The following is a 20,257-nucleotide window of genomic DNA, read 5'->3' on the forward strand; positions in this document are numbered from 1 at the left end:
ATGTTTCGCCGGATCGGTGGAAGCGAGTTTCGCCTCAGGCCACCGTCGCTTCGGTGTTCTCGATGACACCGTGCAGCCGGATGGCAAGCTCGATCGCAAAGCGCTTGTCGGCGGTCTCCGGGTCGATGCCGAAAAGATCCTGGATCCGCGAGAGCCGGTAGCGCAACGTCGTGACGTGGAGCCCCATCGCATCGGCGCAGGCCTGGGCGCGGCAGCCCTCGCGCAGATAAGCCGCAAGCGTCGCCAGATAGGGCGTGTCGTGCTTACGGTCATGCGCGATCACCGCACCGATCGCGCCGTCGACGAAGCTGCGTACATCCACCGATTCCGCGGCGCCGATCAGCATCGGCATCGGGCCAAAATCGAAGGCTGACAACGTTCCACTGCGCCCGAAGGAACGCGCGATGCGGATCATCCGCCAGCAGCGATCCCATTCCTTGGGATAGCTCTCGAGCCCGTCACAGATGCCACCGAGCACGGCGATCGGCTCGCGGCTGAAACTGTGGCGGAGCACCTCGACCATGCGGCGCGCCAGCTTTCCGGCGCGCTCCGTCTCGCCGCTCTTCTCCTCGGGAACGAGGCAGACGAGCCCGCCGCCGACAGCGATGACGTTGACTGGCAGGTTCATCTGGCGCGCGAGCCTGGTCACGGCGTGATGGCAGTCGACGCTGATATCGGCCGGCAGAGACGGGCCGTCGGGAAAATCCACCACGATCATCCGGGCCCGAGCGCCCAGCGCCAGCCCGAGCCGGCGGCCGCGCTGGACGATGTCGTCGGCATCCCGCCAGCGCCGTTCGACGATCTCGAAGAAGAGCTCCGTCAGCGTGCGCGTCTCGAAGCGGAAGCGGATGACGCTGCGCATCATCTGCACGCTCAAGGCGAATTTCACGCTGTCGAGCAGCAGGCGCCGGAGATCGCCGGCGCCCTCCCCGGCTTCCGGAAAGATCACCAGCGCGCCGACAGCCTGCCCATCGACATCGAGCGCCTCGATCCGCGCCGTGATCTGCAGCCGCTGAGCTCCAACGTCGAGGCGCAGAACCAGAGGCTCGGTGCGGCCCACTGCCACGGCGTCGCGTGCGGCGGCCGTGATCTGGGCGCCGATCGCGCCGTCGAGCGCCCGCTGCCAGGCGGCATCGTCGAAATGCAGCGGCGCCGGCGAGCGGCTGGACGCGAGTGCGTTTCCGGCGAAATCCACCACCAGGATCGCTTCCGGCAGCAGTTCGGCCAGCAATGTCGAGAGCGCCGCGGTCGAGCCGCCCGACAGAACCGCTTGCAGCAGCGTGGTCTGGGTCTGCAATGCGTTCTGCAACTGCTCGGCCGCTTGGCGCTCTGCGCGCAGGCGATGCTCGCGCTCGACGGCGATGCCGCCGAGATGGACGATCATGCTCATGAAGGCGAGGTCGTCGGCCGAGACGTCCTGAATGTCGCGGGAGACGACGTTCAGCACCATGGCCCGCCCCTGCGCGTCTGCGCAGCTCATCGGCAGCACCAGCACGGTGCGGTAGTCGCGTTCGAAGGCTTCCCGGCGATAGCCCGGAAACTCCTCCGAGGCGCGCGCGTCCCGGATGTAGACGGGCTCATTGCGCTGGAGCGCGATCAGGGCGGGGCTGGTGGCCAGCTCCCAACGATCCTCCAGACGCCGGCGCAGCAAGGTCGGATCATGGCGGACGACGACATGAGCGTCGCCATGCGGAGCGTCGATCGCCATGATCGACCCCAGCGCCCAGCCGCCATGCTCGCAGGCCGCGCGGATGAGATCGCGGAGCACCGTGTCGAGATCGCCGCCCGAATTGATCCGGCTTGCGACATCGCGCAACGAACGCATCTGCGAGGCCTGATCCGCCATGGGTCTCTCCCTACCGACCGCAGATGATCTTACGCCGCATCGCAGGTCGATCCATGAGTTTCTTCCCGCGTTCCGATGGAAGACGATCCGGGAATGGCATCGTTAGGCTGCTCCATCCATTCACGATCGCAACAGGTGGACACGCCATGGATTACGGCCTTCGCAAGATCTCGACCTTCGTCGAGGAAACCTTCATCGAGGGTGGCAAGGCCGCCGACAAGCCGGTGCGCTTCGTCGTCGTGGCCGCCGTGCTGCACAACCCCTGGGCGGGCAAGGGATTCGTCGAGAATTTGCGCCCCGAGATCCTGCGCATCGCGCCCCGGCTCGGCGAAGAGCTGACGAAACGCCTCGTCGCCGTGATGCCGGCCGAGCAGGTCGAGGCCTATGGCAAGGCTGCCGCCGTCGGTACCAACGGCGAGATCGAGCACGCCTCGGCGCTGATCCACACGCTGCGCTTCGGCAACATGTTCCGCGACGCGGTGAAGGGCACGGCCTTCCTGAGCTTCACCAACACGCGTAACGCACCGGGCGCGCTCATCTCCCTGCCGATGATCCATAAGACCGAGACCGGCAAGCGCTCCCACTTCCTCACCGCCCAGTTCCTGATTCCGGATGCCCCGGCCGCCGACGAGGTGCTGGTCGCGATCGGCGCCGCCGACAACAGCCGCGCCCATCCCCGCCTCGCCGATCGCTTCCAGGACATGGAAGAGATGAAGCGGGAGCTGGTGAACGCCTGACGCCGCTGGGCCGGACGACTCTCCCCGCCTCGCAGGGCCCGCCTGATCGGCGGGCCCTTTTTTCATGGCCTGAGCGCATGGGAGCGCCATCTCAGGCGAGCGCGGCCTTGTCGCGAGCAAGCTCGTCCATCACCTGCCGCACCGCCTTCTCGGCGATGGCGACGATCTCGTCGATCTCGTCGGGGGTCGTGACCAGCGGCGGCGCGAAGCCGAGGATCTCGCCATGGGGCATGGCCCTGGCGATCAGCCCGCGATCGCGCGCCGCCTTGGAGATGCGGGCGCCGACCTTGAGAGCGGGATCGAAGCGCGTCTTCGACTCGCGGTTGGCGACGAATTCCAGCGCACCGAGCATGCCGACGCCGCGGACCTCGCCGACGATCGGGAGCTGCGCGAAGACCGCCTTCAGCCGCTCCTGGAAATAGCCGCCGACATCGCGCGCCTTGCCCGCCAGATCCTCCGTCTCGACAATGTCGAGCACCGCATTCGCCGCTGCCGCGCCGATCGGATGGCCGGAATAGGTGTAGCCATGCGAGAAGGCGCCGACGCGGTCCGCGCCCTCCTCCATCACCTTGTAGACCTTCTCGCCGACGATCGCGGCGGAGAGCGGGAAATAGGCTGAGGTCAAACCCTTGGCGACCGTGATCAGGTCCGGCTCGATACCGTAGAGATGCGAGCCGAAGGGCGTGCCGATGCGGCCGAAACCGGTGACGACCTCGTCGGCGATCAGCAGCACATCGTATTTGCGCAAAACCGCCTGGATCGCAGACCAGTAGCCTTCCGGTGGCGGCGTGATGCCGCCCGTGCCGAGCACGGGCTCGCCGATGAAGGCACCGACCGTCTCGGGCCCCTCGCGCAGGATCAGCTCCTCAAGCTCGGAGGCGAGGCGCAGCGAGAATTCGGCTTCGGTCTCGCCGGGCTGCGCGCCCCAGTAATGATGCGGCGCACCGGTGTGGAGGATGCCGGAAAACGGTAGATCCATATGGTCGTGATAGAAGCTCATCCCGGTCATCGAGCCGGAAACGACCGAGCAGCCGTGATAGCCGCGCAGCCGCGAGATGATCTTCTTCTTGCGGGGCTGGCCGCGCAGGTTGTTGTAGTACCAGACGAGCTTGGCCTGGGTCTCGTTGGCGTCGGAGCCCGACATCCCGTAGAAGACCTTGCTCATCCTGCCCGGCGCCATCCTGACGAGGCGATCGGATAGGATGGCGAGCTCGTCGGTCGTGTGGGCGGCATAGGAATGGTAATAGGCCAGCCGATAGGCCTGCCGGGAGATCGCCTCGGCGACTTCGGTGCGGCCATAGCCGATATTGACGCAGTAGAGCCCGGCGAAGCCGTCGATATAGCTGCGGCCGGTCGCATCCTGGATACGGATGCCCTTGCCGGTCTCGACGATGGTGGGCTCGCCGAGCTTGCCGGTGGCGAAGTCCTTGAGCTGGGTGAAGGGGTGCAGGGTGCTGGCGCGATCCAGCGCGCCGATCGCCGCGACGTCAATCGTCATTGTCTCATCTCCTTGATTACGCTGCCAGATTGCCGAAGCAGAGATATTTCGCTTCGAGATATTCGCTGAGGCCGTGGCGCGAGCCCTCGCGGCCGAGACCGGACTGCTTCCAGCCGCCGAAGGGGATCGGCGCGCCGGTGAATTTCGGCGTGTTGACCGCGACCATGCCGTATTCGAGCTGGTCGGTCAGGCGCATCGCCCGGCGCAGATCCTCGGTGTAGAGGTAGGCCGCGAGCCCCATCTCGGTCGCATTGGCGCGGGCGACGACCTCCTCCTCCGTATCGAAGGGCAGGATCGCGGCGACCGGCCCGAAGGTCTCCTCGCGGGCAATCAGCATCTCGTCGGTAACGTCGGCCAACACCGCAGGCTGGACGAAACTGCCGCCGAGCGGGCTGTCCTGCCCGCCCGCGACGAGGCGGGCACCCGCGGCGAGCGCCTGCGCGATTTGCTCGCGGCATTTCGCGGCGACGGAGGGGCGCGTCATCGGGCCGATATCGATGCCCTGCTCCAGCCCATGACCGACCTTGAGCCGGGCCGTCGCCGCGGCATAGGCCGCGACGAAGCGCTCATAGGCGCAGCGCTGGACATAGATCCGGTTGGCGGCAAGACAATCCTGTCCCGAGGTCGCGAACTTCGCCGCGATGCCGCCGATGACCGCCTTGTCCAGCGGCGCGTCGTCGAAGACGATGAAGGGCGCGTGGCCGCCGAGCTCCAGCGAAGTGCGTTTGACTGTCTGCGCGGCATGGCCGAGCAGGAGGCGGCCGATTTCCGTCGAGCCGGTGAAGGAGAAGGCGCGGATCTCGGCATGCGCCAGCAGACGATGCGCCATCGGCGCGGCCTCGCCGGTGAGCACCTGGAATATGCCTTTCGGGAAGCCGACCTCCTCGGCGAGCTTCGCCAGCGCCAGCGCCGAGAGCGGCGTTTCGGGAGCGGGCTTCACCACCATCGCACAGCCGGCGGCCAGCGCCGCGCCGGCCTTGCGGGTGATCATCGCGCTCGGAAAGTTCCACGGCGTAACCGCGGCGGCAACCCCGATCGGCTGCATCTGCACCGAGAGTCGGCTGCCCGGCATATGGCTCGGGATGGTCTCGCCATAGCTGCGCTCGCCTTCGGCCGCGAACCAATCGAGGAAGGCCGCGGCATAGGCGATCTCGCCATGGGATTCCGCCAGCGGCTTGCCCTGCTCGGCGGTCATGATCACGGCGAGGTCGTCGACATTGCGCCGCATCGCCGCCGCCCAGTCGCGCAGCAAGCGGCCGCGCTCGACAGGCAGGGTCTCGCGCCAGAGCTTCTGAGCAGCGACGGCTGCAGCCACTGCCTCATCAACGGCTTCCAGCGGCAGCGAAGCAATGGTCGCGATGGTTTCCTGCGTCGCGGGATCGACGACCGGGATCTGCTCGTCCGCCGCGCGCCAGCTGCCATCGACGAAGGCCCGGCTCTCCAGCAGGTCGGAACGCTTCAGCTCTTTCAGCGCTTTCGCGGATAAACCCTGCATCACATCCTCCGCTTCGATGATTGAGTGGCGAGGACGCTAGTGCAGAGAATGCGTCCCATGCCGTCGAAGCACGCGCTTTCGCGATGATTTTCGGCTTAGGTCGACAAAACAACGCAGGTTTTCAGCATGATCGAACTCGACAGCCTGGATCGCAGACTTCTGGATGCGGTGCAGCAGAACAACCGGCTGACGACGGCCGAGCTCGGCGAGCGCGTCGGCCTCTCCGCCACCGCCTGCCAGCGTCGCCTCAAGCGCCTGCGCGATGCCGGCGTGATCGAGGCCGATGTCGCCATCGTCTCGCCGCGCGCCGTCGGGCGGCCGCTCTCGATGTTGGTGCTGGTGACGTTGGAGCGCGAGCGGGCCGACATCGTCGACCGCTTCAAGGCCTCGATCCGGGCGACCAGGGAGGTGATGATCGGCTTCTATGTCACCGGCGATGCGGATTTCGTGCTGCATGTCACGGCGCGGGACATGGAGGACTACGAGCGCTTCACTCGCCGGTTCTTCTACGAGAATCCCGACATCAAGGGCTTCAAGACTCTGGTGGTGATGGACCGGGTGAAGGCGAGTTTCGCCCTCCCCTTCGATCCGTAAGCTCAAGGCAGCTCATGGCCGGACATGACAAGCTCGATCGGATCGACATCAACATCCTGGGGTATATCAGGGCTATGGAGCAAGGCTCGACCTCGCGAAACTAACGAGCAGCGTGACCGTGTTCACGAAGTGACACCGGGTCACCACGGAATCGACGACATCACCAAGTTCGAGTCCGGCATTCGAGACGTCGACGGGCTCATGGAATGCCATCTGATAAGGGGCGGGTACAACTATCTGCCGCGTTCCTGGCGCAGAATATCGCGCGTTACCAGGAGCAAATAGAGAGCCTCCTCCGACGCAATATCGCGATCGAGAATACTTCAGCTATATCGCTGGCAGACCAACCTGCTCGTGCTGACGCCGCAGATGCTGAAGGTCGTTGTCGCACCTGCCGCCAGCTACATGATCGTGCTGTTCAAGACGACGCCCTATCTGGCGATCGTCGGCGTCAAGGAGATGCTGGGCACGGCTTTCGACCAGGCCCCGGAATCCTTCCGCTATCTCGAGCCGATGAGCGTCGTGGGAATTCCATTTCCAGCCTGCTGTCTAACCATCGCGCAGGCGGTGAAAAAGCTCGGAGCCGAGTCATCCGGCGTGCCGCTGGGCGTACCCGCATGGTGACACCGAGCGGGTACGCGACCACCGGAGAGCGCTCTGGCGCTCAAACTCCAAGCCAGACGGCTCTAAGTTTGATCGAACGCCTGCTTCAATGCCTGTGTCAGGCTGGAAACATAGGCATCGAGGAATTGCTTGCCCTTGTCCGCGGTCGCCGCAGTCGCGGTGTTGAGCACGCCATCCGATGGAACGGCTTCGACGTCGTATGGCCAAAGCTCGTAACCCGGCACGCGGGACGGCGCATGTTCGACCAGGCGCTCCATATGGACGAGGTCGGGCCGCAGATGCAGCATCATCGAGGTTTCCATGATGCCGGCGTGCTCAAGGTCCCAGTCGATCTGCGTCGTGCCGAAGATGGCAGTCGCGGTTTCCGCGGGCAGGAACTGCCAGTAGCCGACATTGAGAATGCGAAGGCCATCGGCGAGGCGTGCGTTCTCGCGGTAGGCGAGATCGCATCCTTCACTGACATGCCAGAGATTCTCGGTGTGGCCAACGATGAACGCGATGTTGCGCGCGCCATGCCGTACGAATTCGCGCGAGATGTCCTTGACCTGCGCGATCAGGCTCGCCGCATCGAGGCTCGTCGTGCCCGGAAAGTGCTGCCCTCCGCCGGAGCGCGGCATGGATTTGTAGCCATACGCCAGCGGCGGCGCGACGAGATAGCCGCCGCCCTCAGCTACGCCTTCGCACACTGCCGTCGGCAGGATGACGTCGACTGAAAGGGGCAGATGCGGGCCGTGCTGCTCGGTCGCGCCGACCGGAACCAGCAGGGTGGCGCCGCGCGCGATCGCATCGCGGTATTCGAGCCACGTCATTTCGGTCATTCGGAAGCTGGTCACGTCATTTCCCCGTATTCTCTCGGACGATCAGGTTTCGAGGACATAGGCATTGCCCGGCTGCCAACCGGCGAACAGTGCCTCGCCATGCGCCGGCGCAAGCTGCTCGAACTGGTGCAGGGGCAATTGAGCCCGAAGGCTGCGCTCATCGCCGGCGTCGAGATGAACCACCACGACCGAGCCGACAAACTGCTCGCCGAGGACGCGCACCGGCACGACGTTCGGCAGATCGGGACGCTCGCGCGACAGCGTCAGGAAATCGGCGCCGATCACCAATTCGACCTTGCGCCCCGGTGCCAGATCGCTGCTGCGCGGAAGCTGCAGGATGCCGAAGCCCGACTCGATCATCGAGCCACCGCCATCGGTGCGAACCTTGCCGGCGATGATGTTGTTGGTGCCGATGAACTCCGCCACGAAGCGGTTCGCCGGCTTGCGGAAGATCTCACGGGGAGCGCCGACCTGCTGGATCGTTCCGCCGTTCATGATCACCACGCGGTCTGCCATGGCGAAGGCTTCCGACTGGCTGTGGGTGACATAGCAGAAGGTGATGCCGAGCTGTTTCTGCAGCTGGATCAATTCGGCCTGCATCTTCACGACGAGATGGGCATCGAGCGCGCTCAGCGGCTCGTCCAGGAGCAGCAGTTCAGGTTCCAGGACGAGCGAGCGGGCCAATGCGACACGCTGGCGCTGACCACCGGACAATTGCGTGACCGGGCGCGTCGCGAAGGCTCCGAGACCGAGGCGTTCGAGCCAGCCATCGGCCTTTGCGCGCCGGGCCGAGGCATCGACCCCGCGCATCTTCAGGCCGAATTCGACGTTCTGACGAACGTTAAGGAAGGGAAAGAGGGCCAGGCTCTGCCAGACCAGCGGGGTTTGTCGCTGCCAGGGGTCGACATGGTTCAACACCTTGTCGCGCAGCCGGATCTCGCCGGCCGTCGGCACTTCGAGCCCGGCGATCATGCGCAGCGTCGTGGTCTTGCCGCAGCCGCTGGGCCCCATGATGGCGATGAACTCGCCGGATTCGACGACCAGATCGATCGATTTCACCGCAGTGAAACCGCCATAGTCCTTTTCAACCTTATTGAGAACGAGCAGGGGCGAGTTCATCACGCGTCGCTTTTGTTCGAAGAAATCGGGGAGCGCTCAGGACGGTCGCCGGTCCGGCGCCAGGAGAACAAGGCCAGCGCCACAAGCGCCAGGAGGATGGTCACGAAGAAGACGATGCTGCCGATCGCGTTGACCCGCGGGCTGACCTCCCGCTGCAGCAGCACCAGGATCCGCACGGGCAGCGTCTCGTTGAAGCCGGAGACGAACCAGGCCATCGCGAACTCGTCGAACGAAACGGCCATCGTCAGAAAGAAGGCGGCCAGGATCGACGGTAGCGCAAAGGGGAGGATGACATGTCGTAGCGCCTGTGTCTGGCCAGCCCCTAGATTCCAGGCGGCCGCCTCCAGATCGGGATCCATCTGCGACAGGCGCAGGCGAATCAGCGCCATGGCGAAGGGCGCACAATAGATCACATGGGCGATGATCACCGAATGCAGGGCGCCCGCGAGGGAAAGCTGGCTCTGGTAGACCAGCATGGCGAGGCCGAGGATCATCACCGGGACGTTTGGCGGCAGCATCGCCAGCGCCACATAGACCGCCTTACCCGTGAAATTGTAGCGATAGTCGGTATAGGCAGCGGTGAAGCCGAGGACGGTCGCGATCGCGGCCGAACACACGGCCACGATCAGGCTGTTGGCGAGCCCCGACCGGATGGCCGGCTCCGTCAGAACCGCGACATACCAATCCGTGCTGAATCCCTGCCAGGGCAGGCTCGGAAAGCGTCCGGCATTGAAGGAGAAAACGAAGCTCGAGACGATCGGCGCCAGAATGAAGGCGATCATGAGCACGACGTAGCCGAGCAGCGCCCAGCCGATCAGACGGTTGGTCATCGCGCTGCCGCTCCCTGCTTTCCGTAAGCGAGCTTGAGGGCGCCGAGGCCCGCCGCCAGCAGGGTCACGACCATGACCATGGCGATGACGGAGGCGCGGGGCCAATCCGAGCCCGAGCGCACCGTGTCGACCATAAGGATGCTCAGGACCGGCGGCTTGCTGCCACCCAGAAGGGTGGGACTGACGAAGTCGCCAAAGGCGAGGACGAAGGCAAATGTCCCGGCCAGGACGAGTCCGATCTTGGCCGAGGGGATGACGACCGCGAACACCGTGCGCAGGCGGCCGCACCCCAGATTATGGGCGGCCTCGATGAGGCGCCGGTCGACATTGGACAGGCTGATCAACTGGATCAGCAGGACCAGCGGAAAGCAGAGGGTGACATAGCCTACCATCGTTCCGAACAGGTTGTTGTACATCCGGAAGGGGCCGAGCCCGAGCCCGCCGAGAGCGAGATTGATCAGGCCCTGATCCGTGAGCAGGATCTTCCAGGAGTAGATGCGCACGAGATAGCTGGTGAAATACGGTGTGATCAGCAGGAAGACGACGATGCGGCGAACGCCGGCCGAAGCGCGGTAGGCGAGGTAAAATGCCCCCGGGAAGCTCACGAGGCTCGTGATGGCTGCGGCAAGGAGCGCATAGAGCAGCGTGCGCAGATAGATGTCCCAGAAATAGCCGGTCGAGAGCACCTTGTTCCAGTTGGCGAAGGTGAAATCGGGTGAAAGCGCGAAGTTTCGGACGCTCCAGAACGTCATCATGACGAGGAAGCCGAGTGGCACAACGAACAGCAGTATCTGGCAGACCAGCATCGGAGCGCCGAGGGCCACTCCGAACAGGCTCCTTCCACCGCTGGCGCGGCCTTCGCGGGTCGCGTCGCCTGGCATTGTCTTGAGTTCCCGTAAAGAAGGACAGCGAGCCGGTGGCAGCGAGCTGCCACCGGCCATGACGATCACGCGTTCTTGAATCGAGTCCAGACGTCGGTCCATTCCTCGATGGACTGCTGCGTCGGCAAACCGCGAATCTGGATCTTGCCCTCGGTGATTTCCGTCATGACGTTGCGCGTATCAAGGCGATGCTCCAGCAGATCGGCCATCTTCGGATCCGTCTTGTTGAGCAGTTCCCAGGCGGCCTTGTTGGGCATCGACGCGACATAGGACGATTTCGTCGCCGTCTTCACCTGCCCCTCGGGCGAGGCGCGGTACTGCAGGAACTTGACCGCGAGATCCTTCTTCCGCGACGAGGAGACGATCGAAAGCGACTCCGTCCATTGCACCGCGCCCTCGTCGGGAATGGTGGCCGTAATGGGCACGCCGTTCTTCTGCAGGAGAATGGCTGCCCAGGCGCCGACGCCCGGCATGACCCAGGCCTCGCCATTGGTCAGCGAGGAGAAGACAGACGACCACGGGCCGATGCCGGACATCTGCGGCGACAGCGACAGCAAGGTCTGGCTGAGCTTTTCGAACTGCGCCTTATTGAGGTCTGAGGGCGGCTTGTTGCCATTATACATGCTGAGGCACGACATATTGGGCAGATACCAATCGTACATGCCGACTTTCTTGGCGACTTTCTTGTCCCAGAGAATCTTGTAGGACTTGGCTTCTTCGGCCGAGATCTTCGTGTTGTTGTACACCAGCCCGAGATAGCCGAAGCTGTTCATCAGCGAGTAGAGCTTGCCGTCCTTCCAATGGGTCGGAAATTTCTGGAACTGCGGCCAGAAATCGTTCAGCGGATATTGGGCCGGATCGAGCGCGTCGATCTTTCCGGCCTGAGCGAGCATGGTGACGTATTCGGCGTCGGTCAGGACGACGTCGAAAGTGCCCGGCGGTGACGATTGCAGCAGCGCCAGCATCTCCTCGCCGCCGGTATATTCCTTGGCCTGGACTTTGACGTTGTACTTCTTCTCGAACTCGCCGACGACCTCCGGGCCCGCGTGCCCCGGCCAGCTCAGCAAGCTCAGAACCTGATCATCCGCGGCCAGGGCCGGCCGAAGCGATGCGGAGACAGATGTACCCAGACCGATCGCTGCACCCGTCTTGATGAAAGAGCGGCGCGAAACGTGACGGCTGAAGAAGCCGCGACCTTCGAATTTATCCATTATTGTAATCCCCTCTGATCGATTGCTGGTTATTATTGCGGTTTTTCACCGTTCTTCAGTGCTATGAGGCATAGGAGCTCGAACAGAACCTGCGCGGCAATCTGCGCGGTATTGCTGGTCGGATCGTATTGGGGAGCGACCTCGACGACATCCGCGCCGATGATATCGAGGCCGGCGAATCCACGCAGCAACTGCAAGACCTCTCGCGGCAGGAGGCCGCCCACCTCCGGCGTGCCGGTCCCCGGCGCAAATGCCGGATCGAGGCTGTCCACGTCGAAGGTGATGTAGGTGGGGCCATCGCCGACGACCTCGCGGGCCTTCGCGATCACGGCCGGAATGCCCTGTTCGACGAGTTCCTCGGCGTGGATGACGGTCATGCCCGAGGCGTAGGAAAACTCCCAAAGATATTCCGCGCCGCCGCGAATTCCGATCTGCACCGTCCGGCGCGGGTCCAGGGCGCCCGCCAGAACGGCCTCGCGAAACGGGCCGCCATGGTGGAACTTCGAGCCTTCATAGGGACCGGCGGTGTCGCAATGCGCGTCGATCTGGATCATTCCCACCGGCCGCCCTGCGCCCAGCGCCTTGAGGATCGAGCCGGTCATCGAATGGTCACCGCCGACCGAAAGCGGGACGGCCCGCGTCCCGGACACCATGCGGTAGCAGACTTCGATATCGGCATGGCATTCAGCCAGATCGAAGCGACTTCTCATCGGCACGTCACCGACATCGGCAACGGCGAGCGTGCCCATCGGCGCCAGCCGCAAGATATGTTCGTAAGGGCCGACCCGATCGATCGCCCTGACGGCTCGCGGCCCGAAGCGGGCGCCATTGCGATTGGTCACGCCGAGATCCATCGGAACCCCGATGAGCGCAACATCCAAGGTTTCCAGAACGTCCGGGTTCAATCCATTCGCGATGAAGGGCGCATCCAGCAGGGTGGCAGGATCGGCAAAGGGCCATTTGCGGCCGTCGGAATCGCGAAAGATCTGCCGCGCGACGTCCCGGAAATGCGGATCGAACATCTCGCCGCCGCCGGCGCTGCCATAGCGCGCCCGCAAATCTTCCAGGTCGAGAATATCAAATGGCATGATTGTCGCTTTACCGTCCGGGCTTCGTCGCCTTCCGGGTATCGGCCCTTGAGAAGCGACGCATTATCTGGCCTGGACGGTGGCACCCCGGCTCCGTCCCGGATAGCCTCAAAAGACTGGAGAGGGTATAAGGAAAACTGAATGCCGAGCCGGAAGGCACGCGAACGCGCCTGGCACTCCAGATCTTGTAATCATATGAGAAACAAGGGAACTTTAGGCGACTCTGCGCGCCTGCAATATAATGATATGTGAACGATGAATCTCGACCCCTACCTCCTGCGCGCCTTTTTGACTGCCGCCGAAATCGGCACGGTGAATGGCGCGGCGAACACCCTGAATCGCACCCAGGCTGCCGTCAGCATGCAGATTCGCAAGCTGGAGGACCTGGTCGGCAAGGAGTTGTTCGAGCGCTCCTCGCGCGGCTTGACGCTGACCGCAGACGGCCAGCTTTTCGCCACCTACGCGCGCGAGATGATCGCCCTGAACGAGGAGGTACGGCGGCGATTTCAGGGGGACGAGATCGAAGGACGGGTCAGGCTCGGCGTCGTCGAGGATTTCGCGGCGACGCGGCTGATCCAGATCCTCAAGGCATTCCGCGATCAGAATCCGAGGATCGACATCGATATCATCGTCGAGCCCAACCGCCGCCTCGCCTCGCTGTTCGAGGCCGACAAGCTCGATGTGACGATCTGCGACGTCTCTCAGATCGCTCGCAAGCCGATTTTGGTCTGGAACGAGGAACTGCACTGGATCGCGCGCTCGGACCTGGTTCTATCGACCGACGCGCCCTTGCCGATCATCATGTTCGCGGAATCCTGCCCGTGGCGCGCGCCGACGATGGCTGCCCTTGCGAGCCTCAAGCGCAGATGGAGCGTCGTCTGCGAAGCGTCGACATTGGTCGCCATGATCACCGCCGTGCGTGTCGGAATTGGCATCGGGCCGATGATCGCCGCGACGGTGCCAAGCGACTGTCGCATCTTGGATGGTTCGGGTTCCTTTCCCCGGTCTCCCTATATCGATGTCGGGCTGTACGCTCACTCCGCCGCGTCCAGCGAGGCTTCCTACCTCGCCGATTTCATCGCCCGGAACAGTCGCCTCAGGAAGTTTTGAAGAGAGGCGGCAGCCGATAAGCGCTCGGTGCGGACGATACCATGGCGAAGTCGTCCGCAACGACAGTTGCTAACTGGGTGGGTTCCCAATCGGAGCGGGCGGCGCACCTCAGCGGCAGGTATTATCGGCACCACTCAATCGTTTAGCGCGGAACTATCGAGAAACCGAGCAGGTCAGTGCGCTCAGCAGGCTCTCGCCAGCAGGCATCTCCGCTGCTCGCGTTCAGGGCAGCTGCTGGTCTTCGAAGAAGCCGTCCAGCGGGATTTGCGTGGTTTTCTCGAAGTCGTCCATCGCTGCGAGCAGACGCTGGCGATAATTCAAGAGAGCCAACAGCAATTGCGCAGCATCGCGCGAAAGGCCGTAGCGAGCCCAGCTCTCAGAGGTTCGCGGCTCAAGGCCGATCTTGTCCCCGAAGGCCTCGACCGTTGCGAAGCCCAATCTCTGGACGACTTCGAGCAGTTCCTCAGCCGACATGCGCGGCTTGACGACGTGAGAATGCACACGCTCCAACATGAGGCGAACGTCTGAAGGGCGGAACTGAAGCGAGTTTTGTGCGAACTGCCCTAAATTGCTGACCATAGAACCCTCCCGAATCTCTTCTATGCGCGTGCGCGCCATTCACTCTGTCGTGCTTCGGCGTTTCCGGCCAGCAGGCCTTCGGCGGCGCCTTCATCCGTAATCAGGACCTTGGCGCCGCTCGCACGCAGGGCTGCCCGGATCGCTCCCTCCTTATGCGCGCCGCCGGCGGCGATCGCGACCAGCCCGATACCCCGCAGGTCCGCAGGGCTGATCGCCATCACGCGCTGGTTGACGGGGTGATCGACCAATTGCCCTTCGGCATCGACGAAATGGCAGACGAGGTCGCCGACGGCACCCGCCTTCTTCAGCGAGACCAGATCGGCACGAGGCAGGATCGCTTCGCGGAACAGCGTCGAATCCGGGGCGAGATCGCCGACGCTGATCAGCGCGAGGTCCGCCGCACGCGCCCGATCGATCAGGTCCCGTAGCGTCGGCTCGCGCCAGAGCGCCTCCCGTAGCTCGGGGCTTGAAACGAAGACCGGCGCCGTGAGCTGAAAGCAATCCGCTCCGAACATGTCGGCGACGCGGCGCGCCACGGCGGACGGATTGATGCTGCGCGAATGGGTCAGTCCTCCGAGGAGCGACACGACCGACATCGCCTCGATCTGTCGCGGCTGGATGCCGCGTAGCGCCTGGTGCAGCGTCTGCCCCCAGCCGACTGCAAGCGACATGTTGTCTTGCAGCCGGTCCGAAAGCCACACGCCCGCGGCATGGCCGATCAGCGCCGAGATGTTGGCCGGATCGCGCGCCGTCGGTACGACCACCGCCTCCTGCAGTCCGAAGCTGGTGACCAGCCCGCGCTCCAACCCGACCTGCCGGGCCGAGCGCGCCTCGATCCTGATCTTGACCAGGCCTTCGCTGCGCGCCGCGGCCAGCATGCGGACCACCTTGATCCGGCTGAGGCCGAGAAGGTCTGCGATCTGCTCCTGCGTCAGCCCCTCGACATAATAGAGCCAGGCCGCACGAACTTTCGCATCCGCAACCGACTCCTCACGCGGGAAATGTCCAGAATCTAATGTGTCTTCCACCGTTTCGTCGCCAGGCTGCCCCGCACTCGTTGCCAACATCGCAGCATCGCAATGCGAAACGCAATAGGCCCGCACATATGGGCTATTGACAGAACAAAAGATACGATCTTTTGTTCCAGACAAAGAACATATGTCCTTAGGGAGATTCCGAAACGATGGCTGCGCTTCTGACGCAACTGCCTCCAGGCGCGCCGACAGCCGGCCTGTCTTTGGCCGAGGCCCTCGAGTTGCGGGAGGCCTCCGGCAAGCGCGTTCGTGTCGGCTTGATCGGCGCCGGCCAAATGGGAACAGACATCGTCGTCCAGATCTCCCAGATGACCGGCATCGAGATCGCCGCCGTCGCCGACATCGCGCCCGATCGCGTCGCGGAGGCGGCCGCACTGGCCGGGCGCAAGGGCGAAGTCGATAACGTCACCGACGAGGCCGGGCTCGATGCCAGCAGACGCAAGGGCCGCATCGCCGCCTCGACCTCGCTCGACCTGATCTGCCGTTCGCCCCATGTCGACGTCATCATCGACGCCACCGGCAATCCCGAGGCCGGCTCGCGCGTCGCGCTGACCGCGATCGCCGCGCGCAAGCATATCGTGATGATGAATGTCGAGGCCGACATCACCATCGGCTCCTATCTCGCGGTCGAAGCTGCCAAGGCCGGCGTGGTCTATACGCTCGGCGCCGGCGACGAGCCCGCCGCCGCGATGGAACTGATCAATTTCGTGCGCGCCATGGGTTATCCCGTCGTCGCCGCCGGCAAGGGCAAGAACAACCCCTTCCGCATCGACGCCGTGCCGGCCGACTATGTCGAGGAAGCCACGCGCCGGAACATGAACCCGCGCATGCTCGTCGAATTCGTCGACGGCTCGAAGACGATGGTCGAGATGGTCGCCATCGCCAACGCCTGCGGCTTCATCCCCGACATCCCCGGCATGCACGGCCCGGCCGCGCCGAAGGACGAATTGCAGAACTATTTCTGCCCTAAGGAGGAAGGCGGCCTGCTCTCGCACAAGGGCGTGGTCGATTTCTCCGTGGCCAAGGGCGTCGCGCCCGGCGTCTTCGCCGTCGCCGAGATGCGCCATCCCCGCGTCCGCGAACGGATGAGCGACCTGCATCTGGGCCCCGGGCCCTACTACTCCTTCTTCCGGCCCTATCACCTGACGAGCCTGGAAGTGCCGCTCTCGGCCGCCGCCGCCGTCATTTTCAACCAGAGTCATATGCGCCCGCTGCCGGTGCCGACCTCCGAGGTCGGCTGCATCGCCAAGCGCGATCTCGCGGCCGGCGAGACGCTCGATGCCATCGGCGAATACGGCTATCGCGGCTTCGCCCTCTCCCGCGCCGACGCGCAGGCCCGCAAGGCCCTGCCGATCGGCCTCGCGCAGGGCGCAACCATGACGCGGGCCGTCGCCAAGGGCGAATTGATCACGCTCGCCGACGCCACCCCCGACAAGCGCTTGAAGATCGTGGAGGTGCGCCGCGCTCAGGACGCGATGATCGCCGCGCTGACCTCCGGAGCCCAGGCATGAGCGCACGCAAGACGGACGAGATGGCGAGCGCCGCGCCGAGGCCCAACCAGCGACCCGAACTCGCCGCCCTCGACGACGAGACGGTGGCCCGCGCGCTGACCCGGATGCACCTGATCCGCAAGTTCGAGGAGGCGGCCGAGGCGAGCTATATGCGCGGCCTGATCCACGGCACGATGCACCTGTCGATCGGCCAGGAGGCGAGCGCTGTCGGCACGACGCTGCCGCTCGAAGCGCACGATTACATCCTCTCGACCCATCGCGGCCATGGCCACTGCATCGCGCGCGGCGCCGAGCCCAAGCTGATGTTCGCCGAGTTCTTCGGCAAGGAGACCGGCTACTGCAAGGGCCGCGGCGGCTCGATGCACATCGCCGATGTCGAGGGCGGCAATCTCGGCGCCAACGGCATCGTCGGCGGCGGCCTGCCGATCGCGGTCGGCGTCGGCATGAGCATCAAGGCCCAGAAGAACGGCCGCGTCTGCATGGTCTTCTTCGGCGACGGCGCCTCCAACGAGGGCGCCTTCCACGAAGCACTCAACATGGCCTCGATCTGGAAGCTGCCGGTCGTCTTCGTCTGCGAGAACAACAAATACGGCATGTCGATGGACATCTCGCGCGCCATGGCGGTGGCGAATGTCGCCGACCGTGCCGCCGCCTACGCCATGCCGGGCCACAGCCTCGACGGAAACGATCTCGCCGGCGTCGCGGCGGTGGCGCGCGAAGCGATTGCGCGGGCCCGCTCCGGCGAAGGCCCTTCGCTGATCGAGTGCAAGACCTATCGCTGGCGCGGCCATTCCAAGAGCGACCGCAATCTCTACCGGACCAAGGAGGAGATCGAGGAGTGGCGGGCGCAGGACCCGATCCGGCGCCTGGAGGACGAGCTCAAGGCGCATGACCGGTTCGACGCTACGGCACTGATGAAGCTGGAGGAGGATGCCCAGAGCGACATCGACGCTGCCGTCGAATTCGCCCGCGCCTGCCCGGACCCCGATCCGAAAGACCTGACCCGTGACGTCTATGCCCTCTGACACCCTCGAAGCCGTGAGCGAGATCCGCGAGCTATCCTATGCCGAGGCCGTGCGCGAGGCGCTCGGCCAGGCGATGGAAGCCGACGAACGCGTCTTCCTCTTCGGCGAGGACGTCGGAATCTATGGCGGCGCCTTCGGCGTCTCCGGCGATCTCGTCCACCGCTTCGGCAAGGAGCGCGTGATCGACACCCCGATCAGCGAGCTCGGTATTGCCGGAGCCGCCGTCGGCGCGGCGATAACCGGTATGCGGCCGGTGCTGGAGATCCAGTTCTCGGATTTCGTCACGCTTGCCATGGAGCAACTCGTCAACCAGGCGGCCAAGATCCGCTTCATGTTCGGCGGGAAGGCGAGCGTGCCGATGGTGGTGCGCCTCCCCGGCGGCTCGGGCACCGGCGCCGCCGCGCAGCACAGCCAGAGCCTGGAAGCCTGGTTCGCGCATGTGCCGGGTCTCAAGGTTCTGCAGCCAAGCACCCCGCATGACGCCAAGGGCATGCTGCTCGCGGCGATCGACGACCCCAACCCGGTGCTGATCTTCGAGCACAAGCTGCTCTACAAGACCAAGGGCCATGTCCCGGCCGAGGCCTATCGCGTGCCGATCGGCCAGGCGGCGATCCGCCGCGAGGGCACGGACGTCACCATCGTCGGCTCCTCGATCATGGCCCGCAAGGCGGAGGCCGCGGCCGAGCGCCTCGCCGCCGATGGCATCTCGGCGGAGGTGATCGACCTGCGCTCGATCCGCCCGATCGACTTCACGACCATTGCCGAGAGCGTGCGCAAGACGCATCGCCTCGTGGTGGTCTACGAGGGCGTGAAGACAATGGGTATCGGTGCCGAGATCTCGGCGATGATCGCCGAGAGCGAGGTCTTCGATTTCTTGGACGCGCCGATCATCCGGCTGGGCGGCGCCGATGCGCCGATCCCCTATAATCCGGTGCTGGAAAAGGCCGCCGTCCCGCAGGAGGACGACATCGTCGTCGCCGCAGCCAATCTCGTGCGTCGCGGGGAAGCCTGATGCCGGTAGAGGTCATCCTTCCCAAGGTCGACATGGACATGGAGACGGGCACGATCGAGGCCTGGCATGTCAAGGAAGGCGATCTTGTCCGCCAGGGCGACACGATCTTCGAAATCGGCACCAACAAGGCCGTGATGGAGGTCGAGGCGCCAGCCAGCGGCGCGATCCGCGGTATCAAGCTCGAGACCGGCGTGCCGATCACGGTTGGGACGCCCGTCGCCTGGATCTACCTCGACGGTGAGGCCGCCACCACGCCGTCCGAGCCGGCAGCCGCTGCGGCTTCCGTGGCGGCTGCCACCTCCAACCCTGAAGGCGCGGCCCCGACGTCAGGCGCCTCTGCGGCTCAATCCGCGGCGCCGGGCCTGCGCGCGACCCCCCTCGCCCGCCGCATCGCCCGCCAGAATGCGCTCGACCTCAAGATAGTGGCCGGCACGGGGCCGCGCGGGCGCATCGGCGAAGCGGATGTGAAGCGTCATTTGGAGCAGCGGCCTTGCTGCACCCCGACGCAGGAGGCTCGCCCGGCGCCGACGCCTGCCACCAGCGCTTCCGAAGGCCGCCTGCAACCTTTCTCCGCCATCCGACGCATCGTCGCGAACCGGCTCTCCGAGAGCATGCGCACGGCGCCGCATTTCTATCTCACCTCCGAGATCGAGATGAGCACAGCGCGCGAACTGCTGCGCCGTCTCACGGCTCGGCATGAGCGGATCGGCGCACCCAAGCCCAGCATCACCGTGCTGATCGCGCGTATCGCCGCCCGCATCCTGCGTGACCACCCGGTCATCAACGCCTCGGCCGAGGGCGAGGCGACGCGCTTCCACGAGCGCGTCGACATCGGCATCGCCATGGAACGCGATGGCGACCTCGTCGTCCCTGTGTTGCGCGATGCCGCCGGCATGGACATGCCTGCCATGGCTCGCGAGTTCGCCAGGCTGCGCGACGGCATGGCGAAGCGCACGCTGACGCCGACAGAGCTCGGCGGCGGCACCTTCACCATTTCCAATCTTGGCATGTATGGCGTCGACAGCTTCACGGCGATCATCAACCCGCCGCAGGGAGCGATCCTCGCAATCGGGCGCACGCTCGACAAGCCGGTCGGGCGCGATGGGCAGATCGTGCTCAGGCCGATGGCGAACTTCACCCTTTCCTCGGATCACCGCATCGTAGACGGCGTGGCAGCCGCCCGTTTCATGGCCGACCTGCGGGAGGCGGTGGAGAACCCCGAAGTCATTTTGTGATTGAACGTCA

At 64.8% G+C, this 20,257-nt stretch carries 19 protein-coding genes; 8 read left to right on the forward strand and 11 right to left on the reverse strand.

Features of this window, described 5'->3' with window-relative positions:
* Positions 1-34: 34 nt before the first annotated feature.
* Complete coding sequence (locus AC1DEZ_RS01975) at positions 35-1,846, reverse strand: helix-turn-helix domain-containing protein (protein ID WP_476778417.1); 1,812 nt, start codon at positions 1,844-1,846, stop codon at positions 35-37.
* A gap of 146 nt (positions 1,847-1,992) precedes the next feature.
* Between AC1DEZ_RS01975 and AC1DEZ_RS01980 the strand changes: the two genes are divergently transcribed.
* Entirely contained in the window at positions 1,993-2,583 is a 591-nt protein-coding gene (locus tag AC1DEZ_RS01980; RefSeq protein ID WP_476778418.1) for an amino acid synthesis family protein, read from the forward strand.
* Positions 2,584-2,674: 91 nt separating this feature from the next.
* Here AC1DEZ_RS01980 and AC1DEZ_RS01985 read toward each other — a convergent pair whose 3' ends face one another.
* A complete protein-coding gene (locus AC1DEZ_RS01985) occupies positions 2,675-4,081 on the reverse strand; it encodes an aminotransferase (protein WP_476778419.1) in 1,407 nt (468 codons plus the stop codon).
* Positions 4,082-4,097: 16 nt separating this feature from the next.
* The gene (locus tag AC1DEZ_RS01990; RefSeq protein WP_476778420.1) at positions 4,098-5,576 is read right to left on the reverse strand and encodes an NAD-dependent succinate-semialdehyde dehydrogenase; all 1,479 of its coding nucleotides are present in this window, start codon (positions 5,574-5,576) and stop codon (positions 4,098-4,100) included.
* 126 nt (positions 5,577-5,702) lie between these two features.
* Here AC1DEZ_RS01990 and AC1DEZ_RS01995 point away from each other — a divergent pair, with 126 nt between their 5' ends.
* Together AC1DEZ_RS01995 and AC1DEZ_RS02000 are read left to right on the forward strand one after the other, a co-directional pair.
* Positions 5,703-6,170, forward strand: a complete 468-nt coding sequence (locus tag AC1DEZ_RS01995; RefSeq protein WP_476778421.1) for an Lrp/AsnC family transcriptional regulator — start codon at positions 5,703-5,705, stop codon at positions 6,168-6,170.
* A 369-nt stretch (positions 6,171-6,539) separates the two neighbouring features.
* Positions 6,540-6,794 carry a hypothetical protein gene (locus tag AC1DEZ_RS02000; RefSeq protein ID WP_476778422.1) on the forward strand — a complete coding sequence of 85 codons (255 nt, stop codon included), beginning with the start codon at positions 6,540-6,542 and terminating at the stop codon, positions 6,792-6,794.
* 62 nt (positions 6,795-6,856) lie between these two features.
* On the opposite strand, the gene AC1DEZ_RS02005 is transcribed toward AC1DEZ_RS02000, so the two are convergent.
* From AC1DEZ_RS02005 to speB, 6 genes are all read right to left on the reverse strand, one after another.
* Positions 6,857-7,627: a creatininase gene (locus AC1DEZ_RS02005; RefSeq protein WP_476778423.1), complete on the reverse strand. Its 771-nt coding sequence runs from the start codon at positions 7,625-7,627 to the stop codon at positions 6,857-6,859.
* Positions 7,628-7,654: 27 nt separating this feature from the next.
* On the reverse strand, positions 7,655-8,731 hold the full coding sequence (locus AC1DEZ_RS02010) for an ABC transporter ATP-binding protein (RefSeq protein ID WP_476778424.1): 1,077 nt from the start codon (positions 8,729-8,731) through the stop codon (positions 7,655-7,657).
* Positions 8,731-9,561 carry an ABC transporter permease gene (locus tag AC1DEZ_RS02015; protein ID WP_476778425.1) on the reverse strand — a complete coding sequence of 277 codons (831 nt, stop codon included), beginning with the start codon at positions 9,559-9,561 and terminating at the stop codon, positions 8,731-8,733. The genes AC1DEZ_RS02010 and AC1DEZ_RS02015 overlap by 1 nt, the downstream gene beginning before the upstream one ends.
* Positions 9,558-10,385, reverse strand: coding sequence for an ABC transporter permease (locus AC1DEZ_RS02020; protein WP_441513197.1), 828 nt, complete (start codon positions 10,383-10,385; stop codon positions 9,558-9,560). Before AC1DEZ_RS02020 ends, AC1DEZ_RS02015 begins: the two co-directional genes overlap by 4 nt.
* 122 nt (positions 10,386-10,507) lie before the next feature.
* The gene (locus tag AC1DEZ_RS02025) at positions 10,508-11,653 is read right to left on the reverse strand and encodes an ABC transporter substrate-binding protein (protein WP_476778426.1); all 1,146 of its coding nucleotides are present in this window, start codon (positions 11,651-11,653) and stop codon (positions 10,508-10,510) included.
* A 32-nt stretch (positions 11,654-11,685) separates the two neighbouring features.
* Positions 11,686-12,741, reverse strand: a complete 1,056-nt coding sequence (gene speB, locus AC1DEZ_RS02030) for an agmatinase (protein ID WP_476778427.1) — start codon at positions 12,739-12,741, stop codon at positions 11,686-11,688.
* Positions 12,742-12,996: 255 nt separating this feature from the next.
* Between speB and AC1DEZ_RS02035 the strand changes: the two genes are divergently transcribed.
* Complete coding sequence (locus tag AC1DEZ_RS02035; RefSeq protein WP_441513194.1) at positions 12,997-13,851, forward strand: LysR family transcriptional regulator; 855 nt, start codon at positions 12,997-12,999, stop codon at positions 13,849-13,851.
* A 222-nt stretch (positions 13,852-14,073) separates the two neighbouring features.
* Here AC1DEZ_RS02035 and AC1DEZ_RS02040 read toward each other — a convergent pair whose 3' ends face one another.
* Positions 14,074-14,469, reverse strand: a complete 396-nt coding sequence (locus tag AC1DEZ_RS02040; RefSeq protein WP_441513193.1) for a hypothetical protein — start codon at positions 14,467-14,469, stop codon at positions 14,074-14,076.
* Entirely contained in the window at positions 14,451-15,497 is a 1,047-nt protein-coding gene (locus AC1DEZ_RS02045) for a sugar-binding transcriptional regulator (RefSeq protein ID WP_476778428.1), read from the reverse strand. Before AC1DEZ_RS02045 ends, AC1DEZ_RS02040 begins: the two co-directional genes overlap by 19 nt.
* A 116-nt stretch (positions 15,498-15,613) precedes the next feature.
* Between AC1DEZ_RS02045 and AC1DEZ_RS02050 the strand changes: the two genes are divergently transcribed.
* The 4 genes from AC1DEZ_RS02050 to AC1DEZ_RS02065 are packed head-to-tail and all read left to right on the forward strand — an operon-like array spanning position 15,614 to position 20,247.
* Positions 15,614-16,975 carry an NAD(P)H-dependent oxidoreductase gene (locus AC1DEZ_RS02050; RefSeq protein ID WP_476778429.1) on the forward strand — a complete coding sequence of 454 codons (1,362 nt, stop codon included), beginning with the start codon at positions 15,614-15,616 and terminating at the stop codon, positions 16,973-16,975.
* Positions 16,972-18,000 (forward strand): thiamine pyrophosphate-dependent dehydrogenase E1 component subunit alpha, encoded by a 1,029-nt coding sequence (locus AC1DEZ_RS02055; protein WP_476778430.1) that lies wholly within the window; start codon positions 16,972-16,974, stop codon positions 17,998-18,000. The genes AC1DEZ_RS02050 and AC1DEZ_RS02055 overlap by 4 nt, the downstream gene beginning before the upstream one ends.
* On the forward strand, positions 17,990-19,012 hold the full coding sequence (locus AC1DEZ_RS02060) for an alpha-ketoacid dehydrogenase subunit beta (RefSeq protein ID WP_441513510.1): 1,023 nt from the start codon (positions 17,990-17,992) through the stop codon (positions 19,010-19,012). Before AC1DEZ_RS02055 ends, AC1DEZ_RS02060 begins: the two co-directional genes overlap by 11 nt.
* Positions 19,012-20,247, forward strand: a complete 1,236-nt coding sequence (locus AC1DEZ_RS02065) for a dihydrolipoamide acetyltransferase family protein (protein ID WP_476778431.1) — start codon at positions 19,012-19,014, stop codon at positions 20,245-20,247. The genes AC1DEZ_RS02060 and AC1DEZ_RS02065 overlap by 1 nt, the downstream gene beginning before the upstream one ends.
* Positions 20,248-20,257: the final 10 nt, after the last annotated feature.

The organism is Allobosea sp. 10L422 (genome assembly GCF_056395345.1).